Genomic DNA, 17,953 nt, shown 5'->3' on the forward strand with positions numbered 1-17,953 from the left:
ATATGTACAACAACTCGGCAAGTACGCACGACTTTTTTTTTAAAAAATCACAAAAAAATTAAGATTATTTACAAACTTTCGCAATACTTTCAGGGCTTTGCTTAATTGATTCTCAACTGTACGGGGTGAAATATTTAACTTTTCGGCTATTTCTCGACTGTTTAGATTTTCATTTCTAGAGTAGTTAAATATGATCTTAGTCTTTTCGGGGAGACGCTCGACTTCAGCCTGAAGCAAGTCCTTCAAAAACTTGGCTTCCAGCACCTCATCAAGGTCAAGGTCTTCGACTCGGTCCAATACTCCAAAACCGGTGGAATCCAAAGAATCATAACGAGCGGATTTATGATACTCTTTAATAATAGCAAATTTACATGCCTGATATAGATAAGATTCAATATTCTGAATGGAGCTCAATTCCCTATGGTTCCAGAGCGACATAAAGATATCCTGCACAATATCTTGTGCAACGTCCATGTTATGAATCCTATTATGACAAATGACAAAAACTTTATCCCAATAGCGATTATAAAGCTCGCGGAAAGCTTTTTCATCTTTGCTTTGAATGCGTCTTTGTAATTCGATATTACTAAGCGTAATATAGTTGTTCTGCTGCATCTTATTCAACTCACACAAAATTAGTAATTAAAACTTCATTTTTTTTAACTAGCTGATATTAAAACGAAACAACATGCAGCTGATTTAACAAATCCAGCAAAAACAAGCAAAAACCTTCGTCAAGAAGATTCTGAAAAGTTAGGTAGCGTAATAACAAGTGAATGTAACCTTTATATTATTATGACAATCTGATATAATATCGGCATAGGAATTGACGTTATATCGGTATTCATAATTTAGGTTAATAATTGGTTAGTTAAAAATACCTGAAGCTCCCCGCTTTAGGTATTTTTTTTGTAGGGTCTAACAATACTTATATTGCTACTTCCGGCTCCAAGACATGAAGAAACCCTCCGTAGTAATCAACCAGATAGAGCTATTCTAGGAAACGAAACGGTTGTGAAGGTATGGTTTTGATTAGTGATCCTCATCCTCGATAAGGAAACTGTACTGGCAGCTATCATTCACACGAGTATGATGCTGCACTAGTTTCTATTTGCTAATACCCTAATACGGGCTGCCTATCGTGATTTTTTGCAATGGGGAGAAAGTATAGAGAGCATGGTGGAAACGAAATCCCGCTTTGCCTCCTCTCCGGTATACTGCTTGAACAGTGCATTGTGGGATATCCAAAAGTCGCCGACGATAAATAGTTTTTTTACCAGCTGCTCCTCCTCCAGATCGTCGAGCGGAAGCAAAACACCTTGATCTTGAAGGTTTCGTAACCATGTTTTAAATTGTCCCTCGCGCTTCGCAATCAATTTCGCGTAGTCGTTTTTTATTTCGGGGATCCAGATACTGATCTCCACAAAATGGATAAATAAGAAACGGAATTTGTCTACCTGCTCGTATACAAGCTCTAATGTGGAGGTTAGATCTTCGAGACGTTCCATTGGAAGCTCCTGCACCTCATCGACAATGCCATCATACCAGTCGGTGAGCTGCCGGAAAAGCGCAATGACAATATCTTCGGTATGTTTAAAGTGATAATGAAGATTGCCCGGACTGATGGACATCGAACTGGCTATATGTCTGGTTGTGGTATTTCGGATTCCGTTTTCGTTGAAAAGGTTCCTCGCGGCATCCAATATCTTATCGCTGGTGTTCATAGTACAAAATTAGAACAATTGTTCTAATTTTGCGTTAAATATTGTAATTTTGCCACAAATAGTTGCTGTTATGACAAAGAACTCAGGAAGTTGGTTATCGAGAAATATTTACGAAATACGGCAAACGTTATTTGCCCCGGATCCAAATGATTCGCCCTTAAAAAAGAAACAGAAAGCCGTTGGTTGGTACATGTTCTTAATCTTACTACTATGTGGAGGCTTAGCTATGCTTATCGCGGTTTCTTTCGTTCATTAGTATACCTAGTAGACGACTGTTATTTCCAATTCTATTGTATCAGTTGGTTTTTGATCCGTTTTACTAGAATTTCCGGACACCCGATTCCAGTTCTGAACAACTGGTTAACGGATTTTGTATTCGTACCGCTGATTATCCATGTAGCTCAATCGCTAAGTCTTTGCATACTGGGGACCTCCAAACCATACCGCTATCCCCTATTTCAAATCCTCCTGATCCCGGTTTTAACCGCTTACATCTTTGAGTATATCATGCCACGAGCTACGCATCACCATACGGCAGATATCTGGGATATTGTCTGTTATTTTGCGGGCGGCTTTTTCTATCGCTTTATTCATCAACGCTACTCGATAAAAAAGTATAGTCAGGTATAGAGCGCGGCCTGCCACACCTCCCATCCCATATCCCAGTTCTTGTGTCCAAGCATCAGCCAACTCAAGCTCGATATAAAGATAACATTTTGAAATAACTAAAATAATTAGTGATTTCATTCGAAATCATTATAAGCTCTCAGGATTATGAGTAATAGCAAAAAGATAAATGTTCAAGAAATAGATGTTACTTTTAAAGTAATTGATAACAAAGATTACATATCGCTAACAGATATTGCCAAATACAGAAATCAGATTGAGCCCTTTTCAGTTATCAACAACTGGTTGCGGACGCGGAGTACCATTGAATACCTAGGTCTATGGGAGAAACTAAATAACCTTGTTCTTAAACCTATCGAATTCGAGAGGTTTAGAAGTGAATCGGGAAGCAACTATTTTACACTATCACCCCAACGGTGGATTGATGAAACAAATGCCCTGTCTAGATATTTGTATCTTTCAAATCCATTTGTAGCAATAGAAAGTAATAGCTATCTTTAATGTACCACATCAAATAGTTGATATCCATCTACTATATTTCTGTGCAGGAGAAAATATAAAAGATATGAATTTTTTAAAGATATGCTGCATAGCAGTAATAATACTTCTCAATTCTTGTGCGACGTCAATGTCTCCAATAATGGTGCATAATACCTTGCCCAACTACACCAAGTCGAGATATTTATCACAAACAGATGCAGATAAAGCTGTAAACGCAGGAGGCTGCAAGTTTCTGGTTAAGGACAGAAGCTACACCGCACCTGTGGGGCTAGGCACACATAACGATCTCAGAAACGGAGCCAGAGGAATTGATGAATGGGTGACATTAGATAAGGGAAATGCCTATTCATTAAAAAGCTTCAAGTGGGTGCGGGTTGATCAAGATGGTACGACACAATTGCAGCTAGACTTTGACACACTGCTGTGTGAGTAATTTTCAATTAAGCATAATAGGTGAAACCGTAAAGTTTTAAAAAACCATTTTGATATATGAAGAGACTAGCAACAACTATATTCTTACTTTCACTGATTACAGTAGTATCTGGACAGGAAGTAGTCAACAACACCACAAAAACTGTAACGCAATCTGGAGTCGGTCTTGGATCGATCATCGCAGTCGTCACCTCGTGGGACCGTAACAAGTCCATCATGTGGGCAATACTACACGCGATATTGGGATGGTTATATGTGATATACTTTGCTTTTACGAGAGATAGCTATAATAAACAGAACAAAGGGCAACAACAGTCGCATTTGTTTAAAATTGGTGATGATCAGGATAAAGACGATAGGGCTAGATAATAATGGGATAGTATGCTGAGGACAAAACTGTATCTGAAGAAAGTGATCTACAACGTGATCTCAAGCGATATTATCAACTTAAAAATGATTAAGTCAATAATGTATCTATGTTTGCTTTTAATATACTCAGCCACATTTGGACAATCAAAAATGAGAAGTATTAATAAATTAATTAGCAAGGAAGATCCTGCTTGGCCGCTGGTACAAGAGTGGATTCTCGCAGCAAAAAACAAAGTTGAGGTATTGCCTGTGGATAATAAACAAGCGCAGGATGCATTATTTAAAACGCAGGTAACAACACGCTCTCCAATGGGAGCAATTGTATACATGACGGGGGGAATTCTGATAGACGACGGCTGGATACGAATATTGGGATCTGGGAGCGAAAGGCTCAATAGATCATTACCGGATTGGAATAAAGGAAAAGCATTTGATGATTTTGGAAATCTATCTCCGTACCTGTTAATTGCCGATGATGCAATTGGTGGTTTTTACTTGCTAAATGGTGGTGGATTGGGGGAAGATTTGGGAATGGTATATTACTGGGCGCCCGACAACCTAGAGTTTGAACAACTAGGCCTAACCTATACAGAGTTTCTATCCTTTTGCCTCAACCATGATCTTAATGATTTTTATAAAGAACTGAGGTGGAGAGATTGGAAGAAAGACCTCAAAAATCTTAACGCGGATAGTATGTATAGCTTCTACCCGTTCTTGTGGTCTAAAGAGGGAAAGGATATCAATAAATCTAAAAAAACGATTGTGTCAGTAGAGGAGCAATATAAACTCAATGCAGGGTTTAGAAAGCAATTTTTTGGTAAGTAAACAAACGAAACCTTTATATTATTATGACAATCTGATATAATATCGGCATAGGAATTGACGTTATATCAGTATTCATAATTTAGGTTAATAATTGGTTAGTTAAGAAATACCTGAAGCTCCCCGCTTCAGGTATTTTTTGTAAAAGGATAGGTAATATTATATAATCAATAGCTTGAAATTCTACATCTATCATTATGTTATAGAGAATGACAACTCAAGGGTTATCAGATAATTTGCTATCTTTACCCGTATGTTATACTCCAATAATAATAGGACTATGATGGCAAAACCTTGGTTTTGCTAATCTAATAGTAGCCTAGACGGCTTCAATAGGACAGTAATTCTACTGCCCTTCAATTCATGTATCAGATTTTTTTCCTCTGATAGGAAACAGTGTATCCATTTAAAAAGAATAGGGATAAAGTGCTATACCGATATATAGCATTCTGAATCCTTGTCTGGAAACTGATTCCAATTTAATAACTACAAAATACGATAGAAATGACAATCAAAGATATTCAAACATTAGCCCTAGAACACGGACTGACAATTACAGAAGATATTAGCATCAATGAGATGGGCATCGATTTTAGGGTCGCTTTTGTAAAGGAGGCTACCGGTCAGAACTGGGTGCTGCGTGTCCCTCGAAGAAACGGTATGATCGAACAAATAGAAAATGAAAGTAGAATATTGGATCTAGCCAAAAGAAACTTGTCTATCGATGTTCCTGACTGGAAGATTATATCGGAGCGTCTAATTGCCTACCCGCTGCTCAAGGACACCCCTGCTCTGACATTCGATGCGATAACGCATGAGGTCTCCTGGAACATGGATCGCAATAGTGTGGCTTATGTGCCGTCTCTTGCAAAATCACTGACTGAACTACATGGTGTCGCAACTGATGATGTAAGAAAGAGCAATTTGAAAATAATGACTCCTGGTGAACTGAGAACTGAAATAGCGGACCGTATCCAATTGGTGAAATCTGAAATAGGTATAAGTGAGGTGTTGGAAAGCAGATACCTGAGATGGCTGGACAATGATCTTCTTTGGCCGGAATTCACGTGTTTCATCCATGCTGATCTCTACGCTGGGCATATCTTGACCTCAAAGGATGGTAAGGTATCTGGTATCATAGATTGGTCTACTGCGCATGTAGGGGATCCTGCTTTGGACTTTTCGGGTCATGTATCGATTTTTGGCGAAGACAGCCTAAAGCTTTTGATAACTGAGTATGCTAAACAAGGTGGAAGGATATGGGACAAACTCTACGAACAGTCTATAGAGAGAGCCGCAGCAGCACCATTGGCATACGGCGCTTTTGCACTAGAATGCAACGAAGATAGCCATATCAATGCCGCCAAAACAGCATTAGGTATCGATCAAAGAAGTTAAACTGTAACTTTCCTATTTAATCCAAAAGCTGTGCACACGACCTGTGTCACAGCTTTCTTTCTGAAAGCAAAAGTTAGTATCTTCGGAAAGCTGATTATTAAGAATACTCTAGGTTATGAAAGAAACAATTTATTCTGCGCTATATACCATTGTGACAACTAATCATATTCTGTCATGAAAATAATATTCTTTGTACTAAGTTTAGTATGTATTTTATCTTGTAAACAAGTAACAAAGGATTTTGGGCCATTTACTTTAAATATTCCTTCTTCTTGGACATATGTACCGCAACAGGGCATTGATTCCTATGTCGGACTCATTGCAATAGATCAAAAGGATACATTATTCTTTGATTACGGTCCTTACTCAAACACTCTAATATATACGCAGCTAGACTCTCTTTTTAATCTAGATACGATACCCTTCTCTTTTGAAGATTTTCAGAAGCTATCGGATTTTAACTTCAATTTCCAGTACGGTAATCTCAGTGATTCTGTTTATTTAAAACCGTATCTAACACAATATTACACGGATACTACCATACAGTCATTTCCCGCTCATATAGTAATACCTAGAAATATTGGACATGGATGCACAGGAATATTTGTGGATAGTATCTGGTACAGAAATACAGACAGCAACTCGGGAAAACTCGTAAAAAAACTAGCTTTGTCAGGTTGGAATCTCAGTGAAAAGAACCATAAAACTGTAATGGAGGTTATTAAATCTCTTAAATTTAAAGCCCTACCGCTAAAATGAACATTTTCTCATACCATCTGGTAAAGACCTCTGCCCTATCGGGCTTAAAAACTATGATAGCACCACCTAACCCTGACCGGGTGTCTGGACTGATCCACGCCGAATGCATGACAGGGATGGTACTGGGTTCGCCCGTATTTTCATTTTCGCGTATGCTGATCGGGCAACTGGTTCTATTTGCGCAATGGGAAAATGAAGCTGCACTGGATCGCTTCTTAGCAAAGGATAAGATAGGCAATATATTCGCCAACGGCTGGCATGTGAGACTTATGTTGGCAAGGCAATGGGGTAGCTTTTCTAAGTTTGATATCCCGAAGGATCTTGCAGAAATAGACCTATCGGACAGTCCTGTGGTAGCTGTAACTGTGGCACGAATGAAATTACCGGAGGTGCCGCGATTCATCCGCTGGGGCAGACCTGTAGAAAAGCTTGTACGAGACCATCCTGGTGCGCTGCTGTCGTTGGCTTCAATACGCCTACCGCAGACTGTATCCACATTCTCCATATGGCGATCCCAAGGGGAAATGACGGATATGGTACGTGGCCATAGCGATGTACCTCGTCCTGAAAGACACTTGAACGCTATGCAAGAAAGGAACAGGAAAGATTTTCATTTTGAATTTACGACTTTAAGGTTCAAAGCTGTTGCCGAATTTGGTGAGTGGAAGGGAAAACACTATCTGACATGGGACTAGCTTATCCAATTCAAAAATTTCAAGATTGGTGCACACAGCAATGGGTCATCCTATGGGGGAGAAAGATAGAACCTCAACATCACTCGTGGTTAATGGGCCCTTTTGGTGACCTCAACGGCATAGGTGAACAGTTTATCAACGAATTGGTTGAAAAGGAAAACCTTATTATTGAAAGGGACAGTGTCTCGAGGGGACTGATACCTTCTATCGCAGCGTTTGACCTTGCACCGGATGATCTATCCAGACTACCGAATCAAGTCGTTTCATTTTACGAAAACACCTCACATTATAACTTGCAGTTCGGATTACAATGGAATCCTATATTTAAGATATTTGGCACATTGGTGAATACACTATTCAGTAGTAGGATCAATCAGCTAAATATCCCAACGGAAAATATAGAGGCGAAAGAATCGATAACGAGTGAAATAATCGCGCTTCGGAATCCAAATACGAATGGGGTGGTGTATACGATTTGGCTCAGGAAATTTAAATCCAGTGGTAAGGTTATTTATTCGGGTCTATATGGCACGTGCAGGCTGCCATCTGGGGAAACTTGTTTGAAAGCTACCTTTCCCCTACCCAAGGGCAATGCTACGGTGATCATGTCTATCGAAGTCGGGGCAGATGGAGAACTGATCCTGAACTCTTCGGGAAAGAATTTTGGAGATGCAGGTTTCTATTTCTTATTACAGGATCGTAAAGGTGCGTACTGGAGCCAGTATATCCGCTCATTTCGTGATAGATTGACGGTATGTCAAAAAGAGGATAGCCTGATCGCCAAACAGGTGTTGACGCTTTGGAATCAAACCGTCGTTCGTTTCAACTATAATATCAGAATGAAGTAAGGGACACTTAAAAGACATAAACAAAATGTAACCTTTATGTGATTTTAACTATCAGACATACTATCGGCATAGGTTTTGTCGTTATATCAGTATTCATAATTTAGGTTAATAATTGGTTAGTTAAAAATACCTGAAGCTCCCCGCTTCAGGTATTTTTTTATGGATCGATCTTATAATACCAACTCATACCGTACGGACCGTCCCGCCCCCAGTAAGCTTAAGGCTCCTATTTCGCTTAAGTGTTGTAAATCTCGGGTGGCAGTAGCTTTAGAAGCTTTTGTTATGACAACATACTTTTTAGCGGTCATCCCCCCTTCAAAACCTTCTACTCCTGATGCAAACATTCTATTGATAGCTTTCAGTTCTCTTTCATTTAACTGTGCTTTAAATTTGTCAAAGAATTTGGCTTTTTTAACGATAAACTCAACCAACAGCTTTGCTTCAATCTGTGCTTCTAGAATAACCTTTGCGAAATACTCAATCCAAGCAGAGATCTCTAGAGTGGACTGCGCAGATTTTAACGCATTATAATACTGGGTCTTATTTTTTTCTATGACCTTAGAAATCGATAATAAAACGGGACTTTGTAAGGTATACGACAAAGCATATTCGGCCAAAGCTCTACCGATACGGCCATTTCCATCTTCGAACGGATGAATACTTTCAAAATACAGGTGCGTAATAGCTGATCTTACTAAAGATTGACTCACTTTATCCTGTATTGAAAAGACCGTATTATTAAACCATTCTACGAAATTGTTCATTTCTTCAGCTACTCTAGCTGAAGGGGGGGCTTCATAATGTACTATTTCTTTACCGTGGGCGCCTGAGATGACCTGCATCGGTTCATGTCCAGCGCGCCATTGACCAGCTTGTATTCGGGTAAATGATTCCATCAACATCTTGTGCCACTCCAAAATCATTGTTACGGATAATTCTTTTTTATAAGCCTGCCGAACATTTGTCATCAACTGAGCTATACCGGCTACACGTATATCACGCACTTTGGTATCATCCTTTAATCCTAGATTGCGCTTGATAGATGACATCACATCTACTCGGCTCATATACTCGCCCTCTATCTCAGAGGTTTTTATTGCTTCAGCGATTAGAATCTCAATGATGGTTTCTTGCTTTAAACCATCATTTAAAGCAGTTATTAGGCCAGAGGCCTGTCCCAGTTCTTCTGCAAAAGCAACTGCAATAACTTGAATATTTTCAAGTGTATAACTAAACTCAGGCCAGGCTTTATATTGCCAATTATACATAATGAGCCGATTAAAAAAATTATTCAACTCAAATATAGCTAAAATTTGAGCCGATTAACAAGATTAATCGGCTCACGTTTTTTAAAAATAAAGTAATCATTATATTGTTATGACTATCGGCATAAGAACTGCCGTTATACAGTATTCATAATTTAGAGAAGCCCTGTCTGAAGGCAACCTAGATATCGTTACATTGTATAAATTATTTTAACTCTGAAAGTATCAGCTTTTTTTGTTTGAATGTATTGATTATGGCTTTCTCTCTCACGACAGTATCTTTGCTGTGTATCAAGTCAAAATACTCAACAGGCACCACTTGCCAAGATAAACCGTACTTGTCTTTACACCAACCGCAGACTCCTTCTTCTCCCCCATTAGTGGTGAGAGCATCCCAATAATAATCTACTTCATCTTGATCTTTACAGTTTATAACAAGTGACAAGGCTTCGTTGAATTTAAACATTGGTCCTGCTGCTAGAATGGAAAACTCTATTCCCGCTAGTTCAATCAATGCTGTGTCAAAACGGCCGTCACTGCCGCTACCATCAGCTCCCGGCATGTTTTCGAATAACTGATAGTCTTTTAACTTACCACCTTTAAATATGGAAAGATAATATTCTGCAACTATCATTGCGTCTTTTTCCACCCAAAGACAAGGGGTTATTTTTTGATTATTCATGATATTTAATAATATGTTTTATCAAATCGTTTATTTTTAAAATTAAGTACGCGCTTATTTAATCTATTCTAACGAAATCAGCAAGCTTTTTTGGCGCAACCGTGCAATATGCAGTCATCAACAAGTCGATAAATAAGTCTTTATGAACTTTATTCATTTCAATACCTGTCCAGCCTTGCTTACCCCATTTATTGTCAACGGGGAAAATGATCGTTCTATCGCCAGAAGAGAAAACATCTTGGTCAATTTCGGTTAGCTTTACACATGCTCTTTTATTTAGCCCATCATAGGTCGCGAATATTTTATTTTTAACTCGGAAAGATAATTTCTCGAAATGAGGCTCTTCTGTCACCTCTGGAAATGAAAGTGCTAGTTTTCTAAACGTGTCAATAGTTACCATCGGACCAATTATTTTTTTAATGTTTATATTATAAATTTATCATAACTTTCATTGGGTAAGGTTACCTTATGGCAAGATTTTTTTCGATAAACTATTTTAAATGACACAAGCAACGAAATAGTTTTAATGTAACTATTTCGTTAATTCAATAGTTCGGCATACTATCGGCATAGGTTTTGTCGTTATATCAGTATTCATAATTTAGGTTAATAATTGGTTAGTTAAAAATACCTGAAGCTCCCCGCTTCAGGTATTTTTTTTGTGTTAGATTATCTGTAAATGTGCTCACGACTAGAACATTTTTAGGTCTTGGTATATAAAAAAACGGTACAATAAGGTATCTTGTCTAATTGAATGTACAGCGTAATGAAAAAAAGATACTTTTGGCTTATTGAAGCTGCCTGTTTATTACTTTTCCTGTCCATACCTTCTTTTCACCTATTGAAAACAAAGTGGAATGAGAACGGAACAGAAATCGAACTCCCGCAGGGATATACGAATGATGCTAGTCAGTTGAACCTGACAAAGATGGATACCATTATCGCCATTCCAGCAGATAAAAACCAAATTGAAACGCAACTTAAGGACATCTTTAAATATGCTGCTGAGAAAGGCCTGAAGGTCTCGATATCGGGGGCTAAACATAGCATGGGAGGCCATACGATATCTCCTGATGGTATCTTATTGAATATGCTCCCATATAAACATATGGAGCTTGATACGGTGAATAACATCTTGTCAATAGGCGCTGGCGCTTTATGGGAGGATGCTCTGAAATATCTTGACAAACACGGTAAATCTATCGCTATAATGCAGGCTTTTAGCTCTTTTTCTATCGGAGGATCGATTAGTGTAAATGGACACGGCTGGCAAAAAGACCTGCCTCCTATATCGAAAAGTGTTCACTCTTTTTTGATTATGCTGGCTGACGGCAAGGTATTGAATTGTAGCAGAAACGAAAATCAAGAACTATTCAAGCTGGTGTTGGGTGGCTATGGCTTATTTGGCGTAATACTGGATGTGAAACTCCACGTTGTCGACAATATGGCACTGACCCACAAGTATATGAGTCTCTCTCCTACAGACTATGTAAGCTACTATAAGAAATATGTGTCTGACAACCCTAAGGTAAATCTTATATTTGGAAGGCTGCGGATATCGGATAAACACTTTCTTGAGGAGGCTACACTTAATTATTTTGAGGAGGTAAAGATGGATGTGCCTCGGCTCCAACAAACCAAGAGTACAGAAGCCCAACGTTTGGTATTTAGAGGTAGCGTAGGTAGTGAGTATGGAAAGAGACTTCGATGGGACCTGGAAACGGGTAAGAATAAGGTCTCTAAGAATACGGTCTACTCGAGAAATGAACTCTTAAATGATCATGTCTCGCTGATTGAAAACAAAGATACGGCTTCTACGGATCTGCTACAGGAGTACTTTATCCCGGAGAGACACTTCAATCATTTTGTACAGGATATCAAACCGATCTTAAAAAAATCTAAGATTGATCTATTAAATATCACCATACGTGGTGTCCGTGAGGACAAGGATAGCTACCTAAACTATGCTAAAGAAGATGTATATGGCTTTGTAATCTTGTTCAATCAAAAGAAAACTAAAGAACAGGAAAAAGCGATGAAGGAGCTGACGAATGAACTTGTGGATGCTGCCCTGAAAAATGAAGGAACGTTTTACTTGCCTTATAGGCTGCATATCGACAGGGAAAAGATGCGTAAATCGTATCCGCAGGTAGATAGCTTTTTTCGTCTGAAACTAAAGTATGATCCTACAGAGCTATTTAGTAATAGGTTTTACGAACATTATAAGTAGGCTGACTTTATAAGTTATAAGTCTCTAGCCCAATTTCTATCAGGCAGAAATTGGAGAGCGATGAGGGAAGAAAACATCGAATAAATTCCTAAATTTGCAATCTTCCATGTACCACACATAGGGAAACTGAAATGGCTGATAGGAATTACAAGGTATACAGTGATATTGAAATCGTTGCACTGCTCAGGGATAATGACGAGCGTGCCTTCAAAGAGGTCTATGAACGTTACTATCCAGTATTGCATATCCATGCCTTCAAGAAGATCGACAATAATGAAGCTATTAAGGATCTGCTGCAGGATGTTTTTGTATCATTTTGGAAAAACAGAGACCAATTGACCATTAGCCATTCGCTGTCTGCCTACTTGTACGCTGCGGTCCGGTACAAGATCAGTAATTACATCTTGCAGCAACAAACAGCGAACAAATACTTGGATTCACTGCAAGGCTATATCGACCAACAGGACTCCATACAGACCGATTTTTTAGTTAGGCATAAGGAGTTGAATCAGATCATCGAGGCGGAGATCAATGCACTCCCTCCCGCCATGCGCAAGATTTTCATTCTAAGCCGATTTGAAAACCTCTCCCACAAAGAGATAGCCTCTACATTATCACTCTCTGACCAGACTGTACGCACGCAGATAAAAAATGCGTTGCGCATCCTGCGCAAGAAACTTCCTCTCGTCGCATACCTGTTTTTACTGGTCAGGTAATTTTTTTTAAAAATTTATACCCCCTCCCCCCTACTTATCTGACTTAATACATAACGACGTCTAAAGGCCAACGTCTCAATACTAAATTTATGGAAGAAAGCAAGGCTAAGATATTAGCTAAAAAATACAAAGATGGTACCTGTAGTCCTGAAGAACGGGCGCTGGTCGAAAACTGGTATAACCAGCTACCAACTACAGATACGCACCCCGATCTGCAACAGATCCAATCGTCTATGGATGAGGTATGGGGCAGAATACAACAGGGGTATAACACCAAACAGACCGATTGGCGTCTTTATGCGGCAGCAGCCTCGCTTCTCGTTGTCGGCTTGTTCTCATTCTTTTACTTTAAAAGCTACAACTCAGTACCTACCGAAGCTGTACAGGATGCACTGCCGGGGCAACAGGAAGCACGTCTAACATTGGCCAATGGGCAGCGGATCCAACTTTCCAGAACCCATAGGGGGATCTCCTTTGTTGGATCTGAAATACGTTACAGCGATGGGCTGCGCCTGTATAATAGTGTAGATCCGCTCTTAACGGGAGCTGTGCCATGCAGCTATATCCTGCAAAACGACCTAAATAGTATAGAAGCTCCCATCGGTGGTAACTACCAAATCATACTGGCCGATGGTAGTACAGTATGGCTCAATTCAGGTTCCAAGCTGACCTTCCCATCCGATTTCCAATCCGGCACCGCACGTGAGGTATCTTTATCTGGCGAAGCGTTCTTTGCCGTATCTAAAGATCCAAAACATCGCTTCAGTGTATATACCAAAGACCAACAGATCAATGTACTGGGCACCAAATTCAATGTAAAATCATATCCAAATCAGGAACCTAGCAAAACGACATTGGTAGAGGGTTCAGTAGAAATTGTCAACACGCTATCGGGCGAACATTATGGCAAAAAAGTAATACTAAAACCTAATGAACAGGCTGAGCTGAACAAGGTTGGGCTGATCAAATCGACAGCCAACACCGAGAAAAACGTCGCATGGAAAGAAGGTCTTTTTATCTTCAATGACGATCTACTGGAAGATATTATGTTGAGTTTATCCCGTTGGTATAAAGTAGATGTAGACTATGCGAGCCTACCCCGCCAACGATTCAACGGTTACATCAGTAAAGATGTCAAGCTATCAGAGGTATTGAACATGCTGGAAATAACAGGACGATCGACTTTTAAATTAGAAAACAATACCATTAGAGCATACCCTAAACTCAAATAATAAACAACCGATCTGTTTGCAAAAAAGCTAGCAGTGCGTCAACACTACTAGCAAAAAAAAGGCCAACAAACATTTCATGCGAAAAATGTAAAAAATTAACCCTTAACTCATTTCAAATTTATGAATTTACACAAAGTGAAACAATGTGTAAGGAAGAATTCTATGCTATCGCATAGAAAAACTTCCTTTCTACCAAAACCCGCAACACTCATGAAGCTATCTACAGCTCTTTTGACCTTTGCTTCTTTGCAAGTAAGTGCATACAGCTACTCCCAGCAAGTTAGCGTATCCAAAAAGAACAGTTCGCTTAATCAGGTCTTACACGACATCCGCCAGCAGAGCGGTTACCATTTATTATACGATTCTGATCTGATCAGAAGCAAAGGATCAATTTCCGTAAATTTTAAATCAGCTACGCTGGAAGAGGCACTCCGTCAAACTTTAGAGGGGCAAGGCCTTACCTTTTCTATCAAAGACAAAACAGTGCTCATCCACGAAGCAAATACCAACTTGACCACCCGATCCAATGTTGACCAGGAGGCAAGACCGGTAAGAGGTCGTGTACTTTCAACGGATAAGCAACCTATTCCGGGCGTCGTGATTGCACTAAGTGGTAGCAATACGAAAACACAGACGGATAAAGATGGCTATTATACCCTACTGAACGTACAGGGATCTGGAAGTATGACGGCATCCTTTATCGGCTATGAAAGCATAACGGCATCCTTTGAGGCTAAGCAGACCGAAGTGAACTTTACACTATCCGTCAAGGAAACCAAACTTGATCAAGTCGATGTTATCGTCTCTACGGGGTATCAAAAATTGCCTAAAGAACGTGCGACGGGCTCATTTAGCTTTGTAAACGAAGATAAGCTGAAGCTTACCAATATGGGGTCTACCGACTTTGCGAAAGGACTTGAAGGAATGGTACCTGGACTATTGGTCGGACCCACCGGTTCTTTGGAAATCCGTGGTGCCTCATCGCTCAAACCCGGAACACGCAATGTACTGATCGTAGTTGATGGTTTTCCGGTAGAAAGTGGCAACTTCACCATCAACCCGAACGATATACAAAACATAACCGTACTAAAAGATGCGGCAGCATCTTCTATCTGGGGTGTTCGCGCCTCCAATGGTGTAGTCGTTATCGTAACTAAAAGTGGTATGGCGACCGAAGGAAAGGCCGTATTCGAATTGTCGTCCAACCTTCGAATAGATGATATGCCTGACTTTTCTTTTCAGCGCCCTGCCAGCTCAACCGATTACATAGATTTTGAAGTAGAAACCATTAAAAAAGGCTGGGTTAACTTTAATAACATGGGTAATAACTATTATTCCCCTGTGACCGAATTATTTTATAAAAAACACCTCGGTCAACTGACCGACGAACAGGTGGAACAAGGCCTGAACACACTGAAATCCTACAACAGTATGGACCAGCAAAACCTCTTCTACCGTAAGGCGGTACAGAAGCAGGTTAATCTATCGGTACGTGGTGGAACCGAGAAATATAACTTTTTTCTTTCCTCTTTTTATACCGACCAAAAGGCAACTTTGGTAGGTAATAACAGTGAAAGTTTCAACCTGAATTTTAAAAACAGCCTACAGGTATTACCCCAATTAAATCTATCCTTGGGCGTCAACTCTACTTTTATCAAAAGTAAAGAGCCTAATCCCGGATACGGCTTTGCCGACAACAAGCCTTACCTACGTTTCTTAGACGAGAATGACAATTATGTGCAACATGCTTCGCGCATTGGCAATCATCTTTTGCCCGACTATTACAGTAAAGGCTACCTCAACTGGGATTACAATCCATTGCAAAATATGCAGGGGACTACCAATAAGACAAATACCTTTGCTACCCGGATCAATGTAGGTGCAGAGTACAAAATCATGGATGGCTTGCAATTCAATTCGCAATACCAGACGGAGCTGCGCTTTATCAACAAAGATAACCTCCAAAATATGGACAGCTACTATGTACGCAACCTGGCCAACCTATGGCGTGTGTACGATGCTACGCGTAAAGTGTATGACCAGAAGTTTCCTATAGGTCCTATCTTTGATCAGGACAGAAACAAGCAGAACAGCTGGACTTTTCGGAATAGCCTAAACTTTGACCGTCAATGGGGTACCGATCATGCTATTTCGGCTATCGGAGGGATCGAACTACGTTCTATATTTGTGCGAAGCAATACTGACCGTTACTACAATTACAGCCCGCAGGCCCTGACGGTAGATAACTTCAATGCGCTGGCTCTTTCTACCTATACACTCAACTCTATAGGTGGCTATGACTCCTACACCTGGACACCAAATTTTGTGGAACGAGAGAATAAGTTTTTTTCGGCATTTGCCAATGCAGCCTACACCTACCTATCTAAGTACACGGTTTCAGGAAGTATCCGTACGGATCAGTCCAACCTGTTTGGCACTGACCCAAGGTATAGGTATCAACCGCTATGGAGTACCGGTATCAGCTGGAATATAGGTCGCGAAGACTTTATGCAACAAGCCGACTTTTTAAACCGGCTTATTGTACGTGCTACGTATGGCCTTAATGGTAACATTGGTAATTCTAGCCCTTACCCAATTGCATCAACAGGCAAGAGCCATTTGACACAAGAGAACATGCTGACATTCACCAACCCAGAGAATCAGTACTTACGCCCTGAGAAAACAGCAACCACCAATTTCGGTGTGGACTTTGCTTTATTCAACAGACGTCTGAACGGTAGTTTTGATTATTACAACAGAAGAAGTTTTGATCTGCTGGGCAATGCCTTGCTGGACGCCACGACAGGCTTCTTATCGGCCGAACGCAACACCGCAAAAATGACTAATCATGGATTGGAGCTTAACCTAACGGCTCAGATTCTAAAAGACGCACCTTTTGATCTGGATGTGGATATTAATCTAGGCTATAACAAAAACAAAGTGAGCAGCGTAATAGCACCAAACAAGACAGCTGTAACCTACATCGCTGGTAATGCACCAGTCGAGGACCTACCTTTAAGCTACCTGTATGGCTACCGCTGGGCTGGACTATCCGACAAAGGCGAGCCGCAGATCTTCGATGCGGAAGGTAATATCCGTAGCTGGTCGCAACCACGTCTTACCGATGTAAATGCGCTATATTACGCTGGTACGATGGTACCTCCTTTCCATGGTGGTATGTTTGTACACCTACATTATAAAGGGTTTACGCTAAGTCCACAATTTACTTTTAAGGCGGCACACAAAATGCGCCTTTCTACGCCACGTATGGACATGTACGCTGGTGTGACCAGCGATATTGCAAATAGATGGCAGCAACCTGGAGACGAGGCCTTCACGGATATTCCAAGAACGTATAATACCGTGACAGCAAACGCTGTATGGACCGATTATTATCAAAAATCAGATCGTTGGATAGATGATGCATCATTCATACGTTTGCGTTCGGCAACATTAAATTATAAGTTACCAACTAAATGGACGCAAAAAGTGTTTAACGAAGTTAATGTCTCTTTTCAGGCCAATAACTTCTTGTTATGGTCGGCCAATGAGCAAGATCTAGACCCTGACTATGTAACACTTAGTTCGGGATCGATCAACTTTCCTCCGGTAAAAAGCTACCTTCTTTCAGTTAACTTAAAATTCTAGAAACC

General features: G+C 40.1%; 18 protein-coding genes. 12 read left to right on the forward strand and 6 right to left on the reverse strand.

The annotated features are described in order from the left end of the window. Positions 1-39: 39 nt before the first annotated feature. The 3 genes from B5X76_RS01830 to B5X76_RS01845 all read right to left on the reverse strand — a co-directional run bounded on the left by B5X76_RS01830 (position 40) and on the right by B5X76_RS01845 (position 2,471). Positions 40-615, reverse strand: coding sequence for an RNA polymerase sigma-70 factor (locus B5X76_RS01830; RefSeq protein ID WP_079640723.1), 576 nt, complete (start codon positions 613-615; stop codon positions 40-42). Between the two features lie 521 nt (positions 616-1,136). Further along, the gene (locus tag B5X76_RS01835; RefSeq protein WP_079640724.1) at positions 1,137-1,724 is read right to left on the reverse strand and encodes a TetR/AcrR family transcriptional regulator; all 588 of its coding nucleotides are present in this window, start codon (positions 1,722-1,724) and stop codon (positions 1,137-1,139) included. A gap of 480 nt (positions 1,725-2,204) precedes the next feature. Beyond that, on the reverse strand, positions 2,205-2,471 hold the full coding sequence (locus B5X76_RS01845; RefSeq protein WP_079640726.1) for a hypothetical protein: 267 nt from the start codon (positions 2,469-2,471) through the stop codon (positions 2,205-2,207). Between the two features lie 27 nt (positions 2,472-2,498). Here B5X76_RS01845 and B5X76_RS01850 point away from each other — a divergent pair, with 27 nt between their 5' ends. The 8 genes from B5X76_RS01850 to B5X76_RS01885 all read left to right on the forward strand — a co-directional run bounded on the left by B5X76_RS01850 (position 2,499) and on the right by B5X76_RS01885 (position 8,175). After that, positions 2,499-2,852, forward strand: coding sequence for a KilA-N domain-containing protein (locus B5X76_RS01850; protein WP_079640727.1), 354 nt, complete (start codon positions 2,499-2,501; stop codon positions 2,850-2,852). Positions 2,853-2,916: 64 nt separating this feature from the next. Next, positions 2,917-3,285: a hypothetical protein gene (locus B5X76_RS01855; protein WP_079640728.1), complete on the forward strand. Its 369-nt coding sequence runs from the start codon at positions 2,917-2,919 to the stop codon at positions 3,283-3,285. Positions 3,286-3,341: 56 nt separating this feature from the next. Next, positions 3,342-3,653, forward strand: a complete 312-nt coding sequence (locus B5X76_RS01860) for a hypothetical protein (protein WP_079640729.1) — start codon at positions 3,342-3,344, stop codon at positions 3,651-3,653. Positions 3,654-3,803: 150 nt separating this feature from the next. Then, complete coding sequence (locus B5X76_RS01865) at positions 3,804-4,478, forward strand: DUF2625 domain-containing protein (protein WP_079640730.1); 675 nt, start codon at positions 3,804-3,806, stop codon at positions 4,476-4,478. A gap of 501 nt (positions 4,479-4,979) precedes the next feature. Then, entirely contained in the window at positions 4,980-5,873 is an 894-nt protein-coding gene (gene mph, locus B5X76_RS01870) for an Mph(E)/Mph(G) family macrolide 2'-phosphotransferase (RefSeq protein ID WP_079640731.1), read from the forward strand. A 174-nt stretch (positions 5,874-6,047) separates the two neighbouring features. Further along, a complete protein-coding gene (locus B5X76_RS01875) occupies positions 6,048-6,632 on the forward strand; it encodes a hypothetical protein (RefSeq protein ID WP_079640732.1) in 585 nt (194 codons plus the stop codon). Then, positions 6,629-7,327 (forward strand): hypothetical protein, encoded by a 699-nt coding sequence (locus tag B5X76_RS01880; RefSeq protein ID WP_079640733.1) that lies wholly within the window; start codon positions 6,629-6,631, stop codon positions 7,325-7,327. Before B5X76_RS01875 ends, B5X76_RS01880 begins: the two co-directional genes overlap by 4 nt. After that, a complete protein-coding gene (locus B5X76_RS01885; RefSeq protein WP_079640734.1) occupies positions 7,318-8,175 on the forward strand; it encodes a hypothetical protein in 858 nt (285 codons plus the stop codon). Before B5X76_RS01880 ends, B5X76_RS01885 begins: the two co-directional genes overlap by 10 nt. Before the next feature lie 170 nt (positions 8,176-8,345). Here B5X76_RS01885 and B5X76_RS01890 read toward each other — a convergent pair whose 3' ends face one another. The 3 genes from B5X76_RS01890 to B5X76_RS01900 all read right to left on the reverse strand — a co-directional run bounded on the left by B5X76_RS01890 (position 8,346) and on the right by B5X76_RS01900 (position 10,522). Further along, a complete protein-coding gene (locus B5X76_RS01890) occupies positions 8,346-9,443 on the reverse strand; it encodes a DUF4172 domain-containing protein (protein WP_217699609.1) in 1,098 nt (365 codons plus the stop codon). A 202-nt stretch (positions 9,444-9,645) separates the two neighbouring features. Continuing rightward, complete coding sequence (locus B5X76_RS01895; protein ID WP_079640735.1) at positions 9,646-10,122, reverse strand: VOC family protein; 477 nt, start codon at positions 10,120-10,122, stop codon at positions 9,646-9,648. A gap of 58 nt (positions 10,123-10,180) precedes the next feature. Further along, the gene (locus B5X76_RS01900) at positions 10,181-10,522 is read right to left on the reverse strand and encodes an MmcQ/YjbR family DNA-binding protein (RefSeq protein WP_079640736.1); all 342 of its coding nucleotides are present in this window, start codon (positions 10,520-10,522) and stop codon (positions 10,181-10,183) included. 366 nt (positions 10,523-10,888) lie between these two features. Here B5X76_RS01900 and B5X76_RS01905 point away from each other — a divergent pair, with 366 nt between their 5' ends. The 4 genes from B5X76_RS01905 (at position 10,889) to B5X76_RS01920 (ending at position 17,948) form a co-directional block, all read left to right on the forward strand. Then, positions 10,889-12,352: an FAD-binding oxidoreductase gene (locus B5X76_RS01905; protein ID WP_079640737.1), complete on the forward strand. Its 1,464-nt coding sequence runs from the start codon at positions 10,889-10,891 to the stop codon at positions 12,350-12,352. 131 nt (positions 12,353-12,483) lie between these two features. Next, entirely contained in the window at positions 12,484-13,068 is a 585-nt protein-coding gene (locus B5X76_RS01910; RefSeq protein ID WP_079640738.1) for an RNA polymerase sigma-70 factor, read from the forward strand. Positions 13,069-13,157: 89 nt separating this feature from the next. Beyond that, positions 13,158-14,300: a FecR family protein gene (locus tag B5X76_RS01915; RefSeq protein ID WP_079640739.1), complete on the forward strand. Its 1,143-nt coding sequence runs from the start codon at positions 13,158-13,160 to the stop codon at positions 14,298-14,300. Positions 14,301-14,510: 210 nt separating this feature from the next. Then, positions 14,511-17,948, forward strand: coding sequence for a SusC/RagA family TonB-linked outer membrane protein (locus tag B5X76_RS01920; RefSeq protein ID WP_176140966.1), 3,438 nt, complete (start codon positions 14,511-14,513; stop codon positions 17,946-17,948). The last annotated feature ends 5 nt before the right edge of the window (positions 17,949-17,953 follow it).

This window comes from Sphingobacterium nematocida, from assembly GCF_900168125.1.
GTDB lineage: Bacteria > Bacteroidota > Bacteroidia > Sphingobacteriales > Sphingobacteriaceae > Sphingobacterium > Sphingobacterium nematocida.

What these genes read in the sequence shown, in the direction of transcription:
- B5X76_RS01910 (WP_079640738.1), top strand. Translation starts at nt 12,484, where the DNA reads ATGGCTGATAGGAATTACAAGGTATACAGTGATATTGAAATCGTTGCA.
- B5X76_RS01855 (WP_079640728.1), top strand. Translation starts at nt 2,917, where the DNA reads ATGAATTTTTTAAAGATATGCTGCATAGCAGTAATAATACTTCTCAAT.
- B5X76_RS01845 (WP_079640726.1), bottom strand. Translation starts at nt 2,471, where the DNA reads ATGAAATCACTAATTATTTTAGTTATTTCAAAATGTTATCTTTATATC.
- B5X76_RS01860 (WP_079640729.1), top strand. Translation starts at nt 3,342, where the DNA reads ATGAAGAGACTAGCAACAACTATATTCTTACTTTCACTGATTACAGTA.
- B5X76_RS01890 (WP_217699609.1), bottom strand. Translation starts at nt 9,443, where the DNA reads ATGTATAATTGGCAATATAAAGCCTGGCCTGAGTTTAGTTATACACTT.
- B5X76_RS01900 (WP_079640736.1), bottom strand. Translation starts at nt 10,522, where the DNA reads ATGGTAACTATTGACACGTTTAGAAAACTAGCACTTTCATTTCCAGAG.
- B5X76_RS01915 (WP_079640739.1), top strand. Translation starts at nt 13,158, where the DNA reads ATGGAAGAAAGCAAGGCTAAGATATTAGCTAAAAAATACAAAGATGGT.
- mph (WP_079640731.1), top strand. Translation starts at nt 4,980, where the DNA reads ATGACAATCAAAGATATTCAAACATTAGCCCTAGAACACGGACTGACA.
- B5X76_RS01875 (WP_079640732.1), top strand. Translation starts at nt 6,048, where the DNA reads ATGAAAATAATATTCTTTGTACTAAGTTTAGTATGTATTTTATCTTGT.
- B5X76_RS01880 (WP_079640733.1), top strand. Translation starts at nt 6,629, where the DNA reads ATGAACATTTTCTCATACCATCTGGTAAAGACCTCTGCCCTATCGGGC.
- B5X76_RS01920 (WP_176140966.1), top strand. Translation starts at nt 14,511, where the DNA reads ATGAAGCTATCTACAGCTCTTTTGACCTTTGCTTCTTTGCAAGTAAGT.
- B5X76_RS01830 (WP_079640723.1), bottom strand. Translation starts at nt 615, where the DNA reads ATGCAGCAGAACAACTATATTACGCTTAGTAATATCGAATTACAAAGA.
- B5X76_RS01895 (WP_079640735.1), bottom strand. Translation starts at nt 10,122, where the DNA reads ATGAATAATCAAAAAATAACCCCTTGTCTTTGGGTGGAAAAAGACGCA.
- B5X76_RS01865 (WP_079640730.1), top strand. Translation starts at nt 3,804, where the DNA reads ATGAGAAGTATTAATAAATTAATTAGCAAGGAAGATCCTGCTTGGCCG.
- B5X76_RS01835 (WP_079640724.1), bottom strand. Translation starts at nt 1,724, where the DNA reads ATGAACACCAGCGATAAGATATTGGATGCCGCGAGGAACCTTTTCAAC.
- B5X76_RS01905 (WP_079640737.1), top strand. Translation starts at nt 10,889, where the DNA reads ATGAAAAAAAGATACTTTTGGCTTATTGAAGCTGCCTGTTTATTACTT.
- B5X76_RS01850 (WP_079640727.1), top strand. Translation starts at nt 2,499, where the DNA reads ATGAGTAATAGCAAAAAGATAAATGTTCAAGAAATAGATGTTACTTTT.
- B5X76_RS01885 (WP_079640734.1), top strand. Translation starts at nt 7,318, where the DNA reads ATGGGACTAGCTTATCCAATTCAAAAATTTCAAGATTGGTGCACACAG.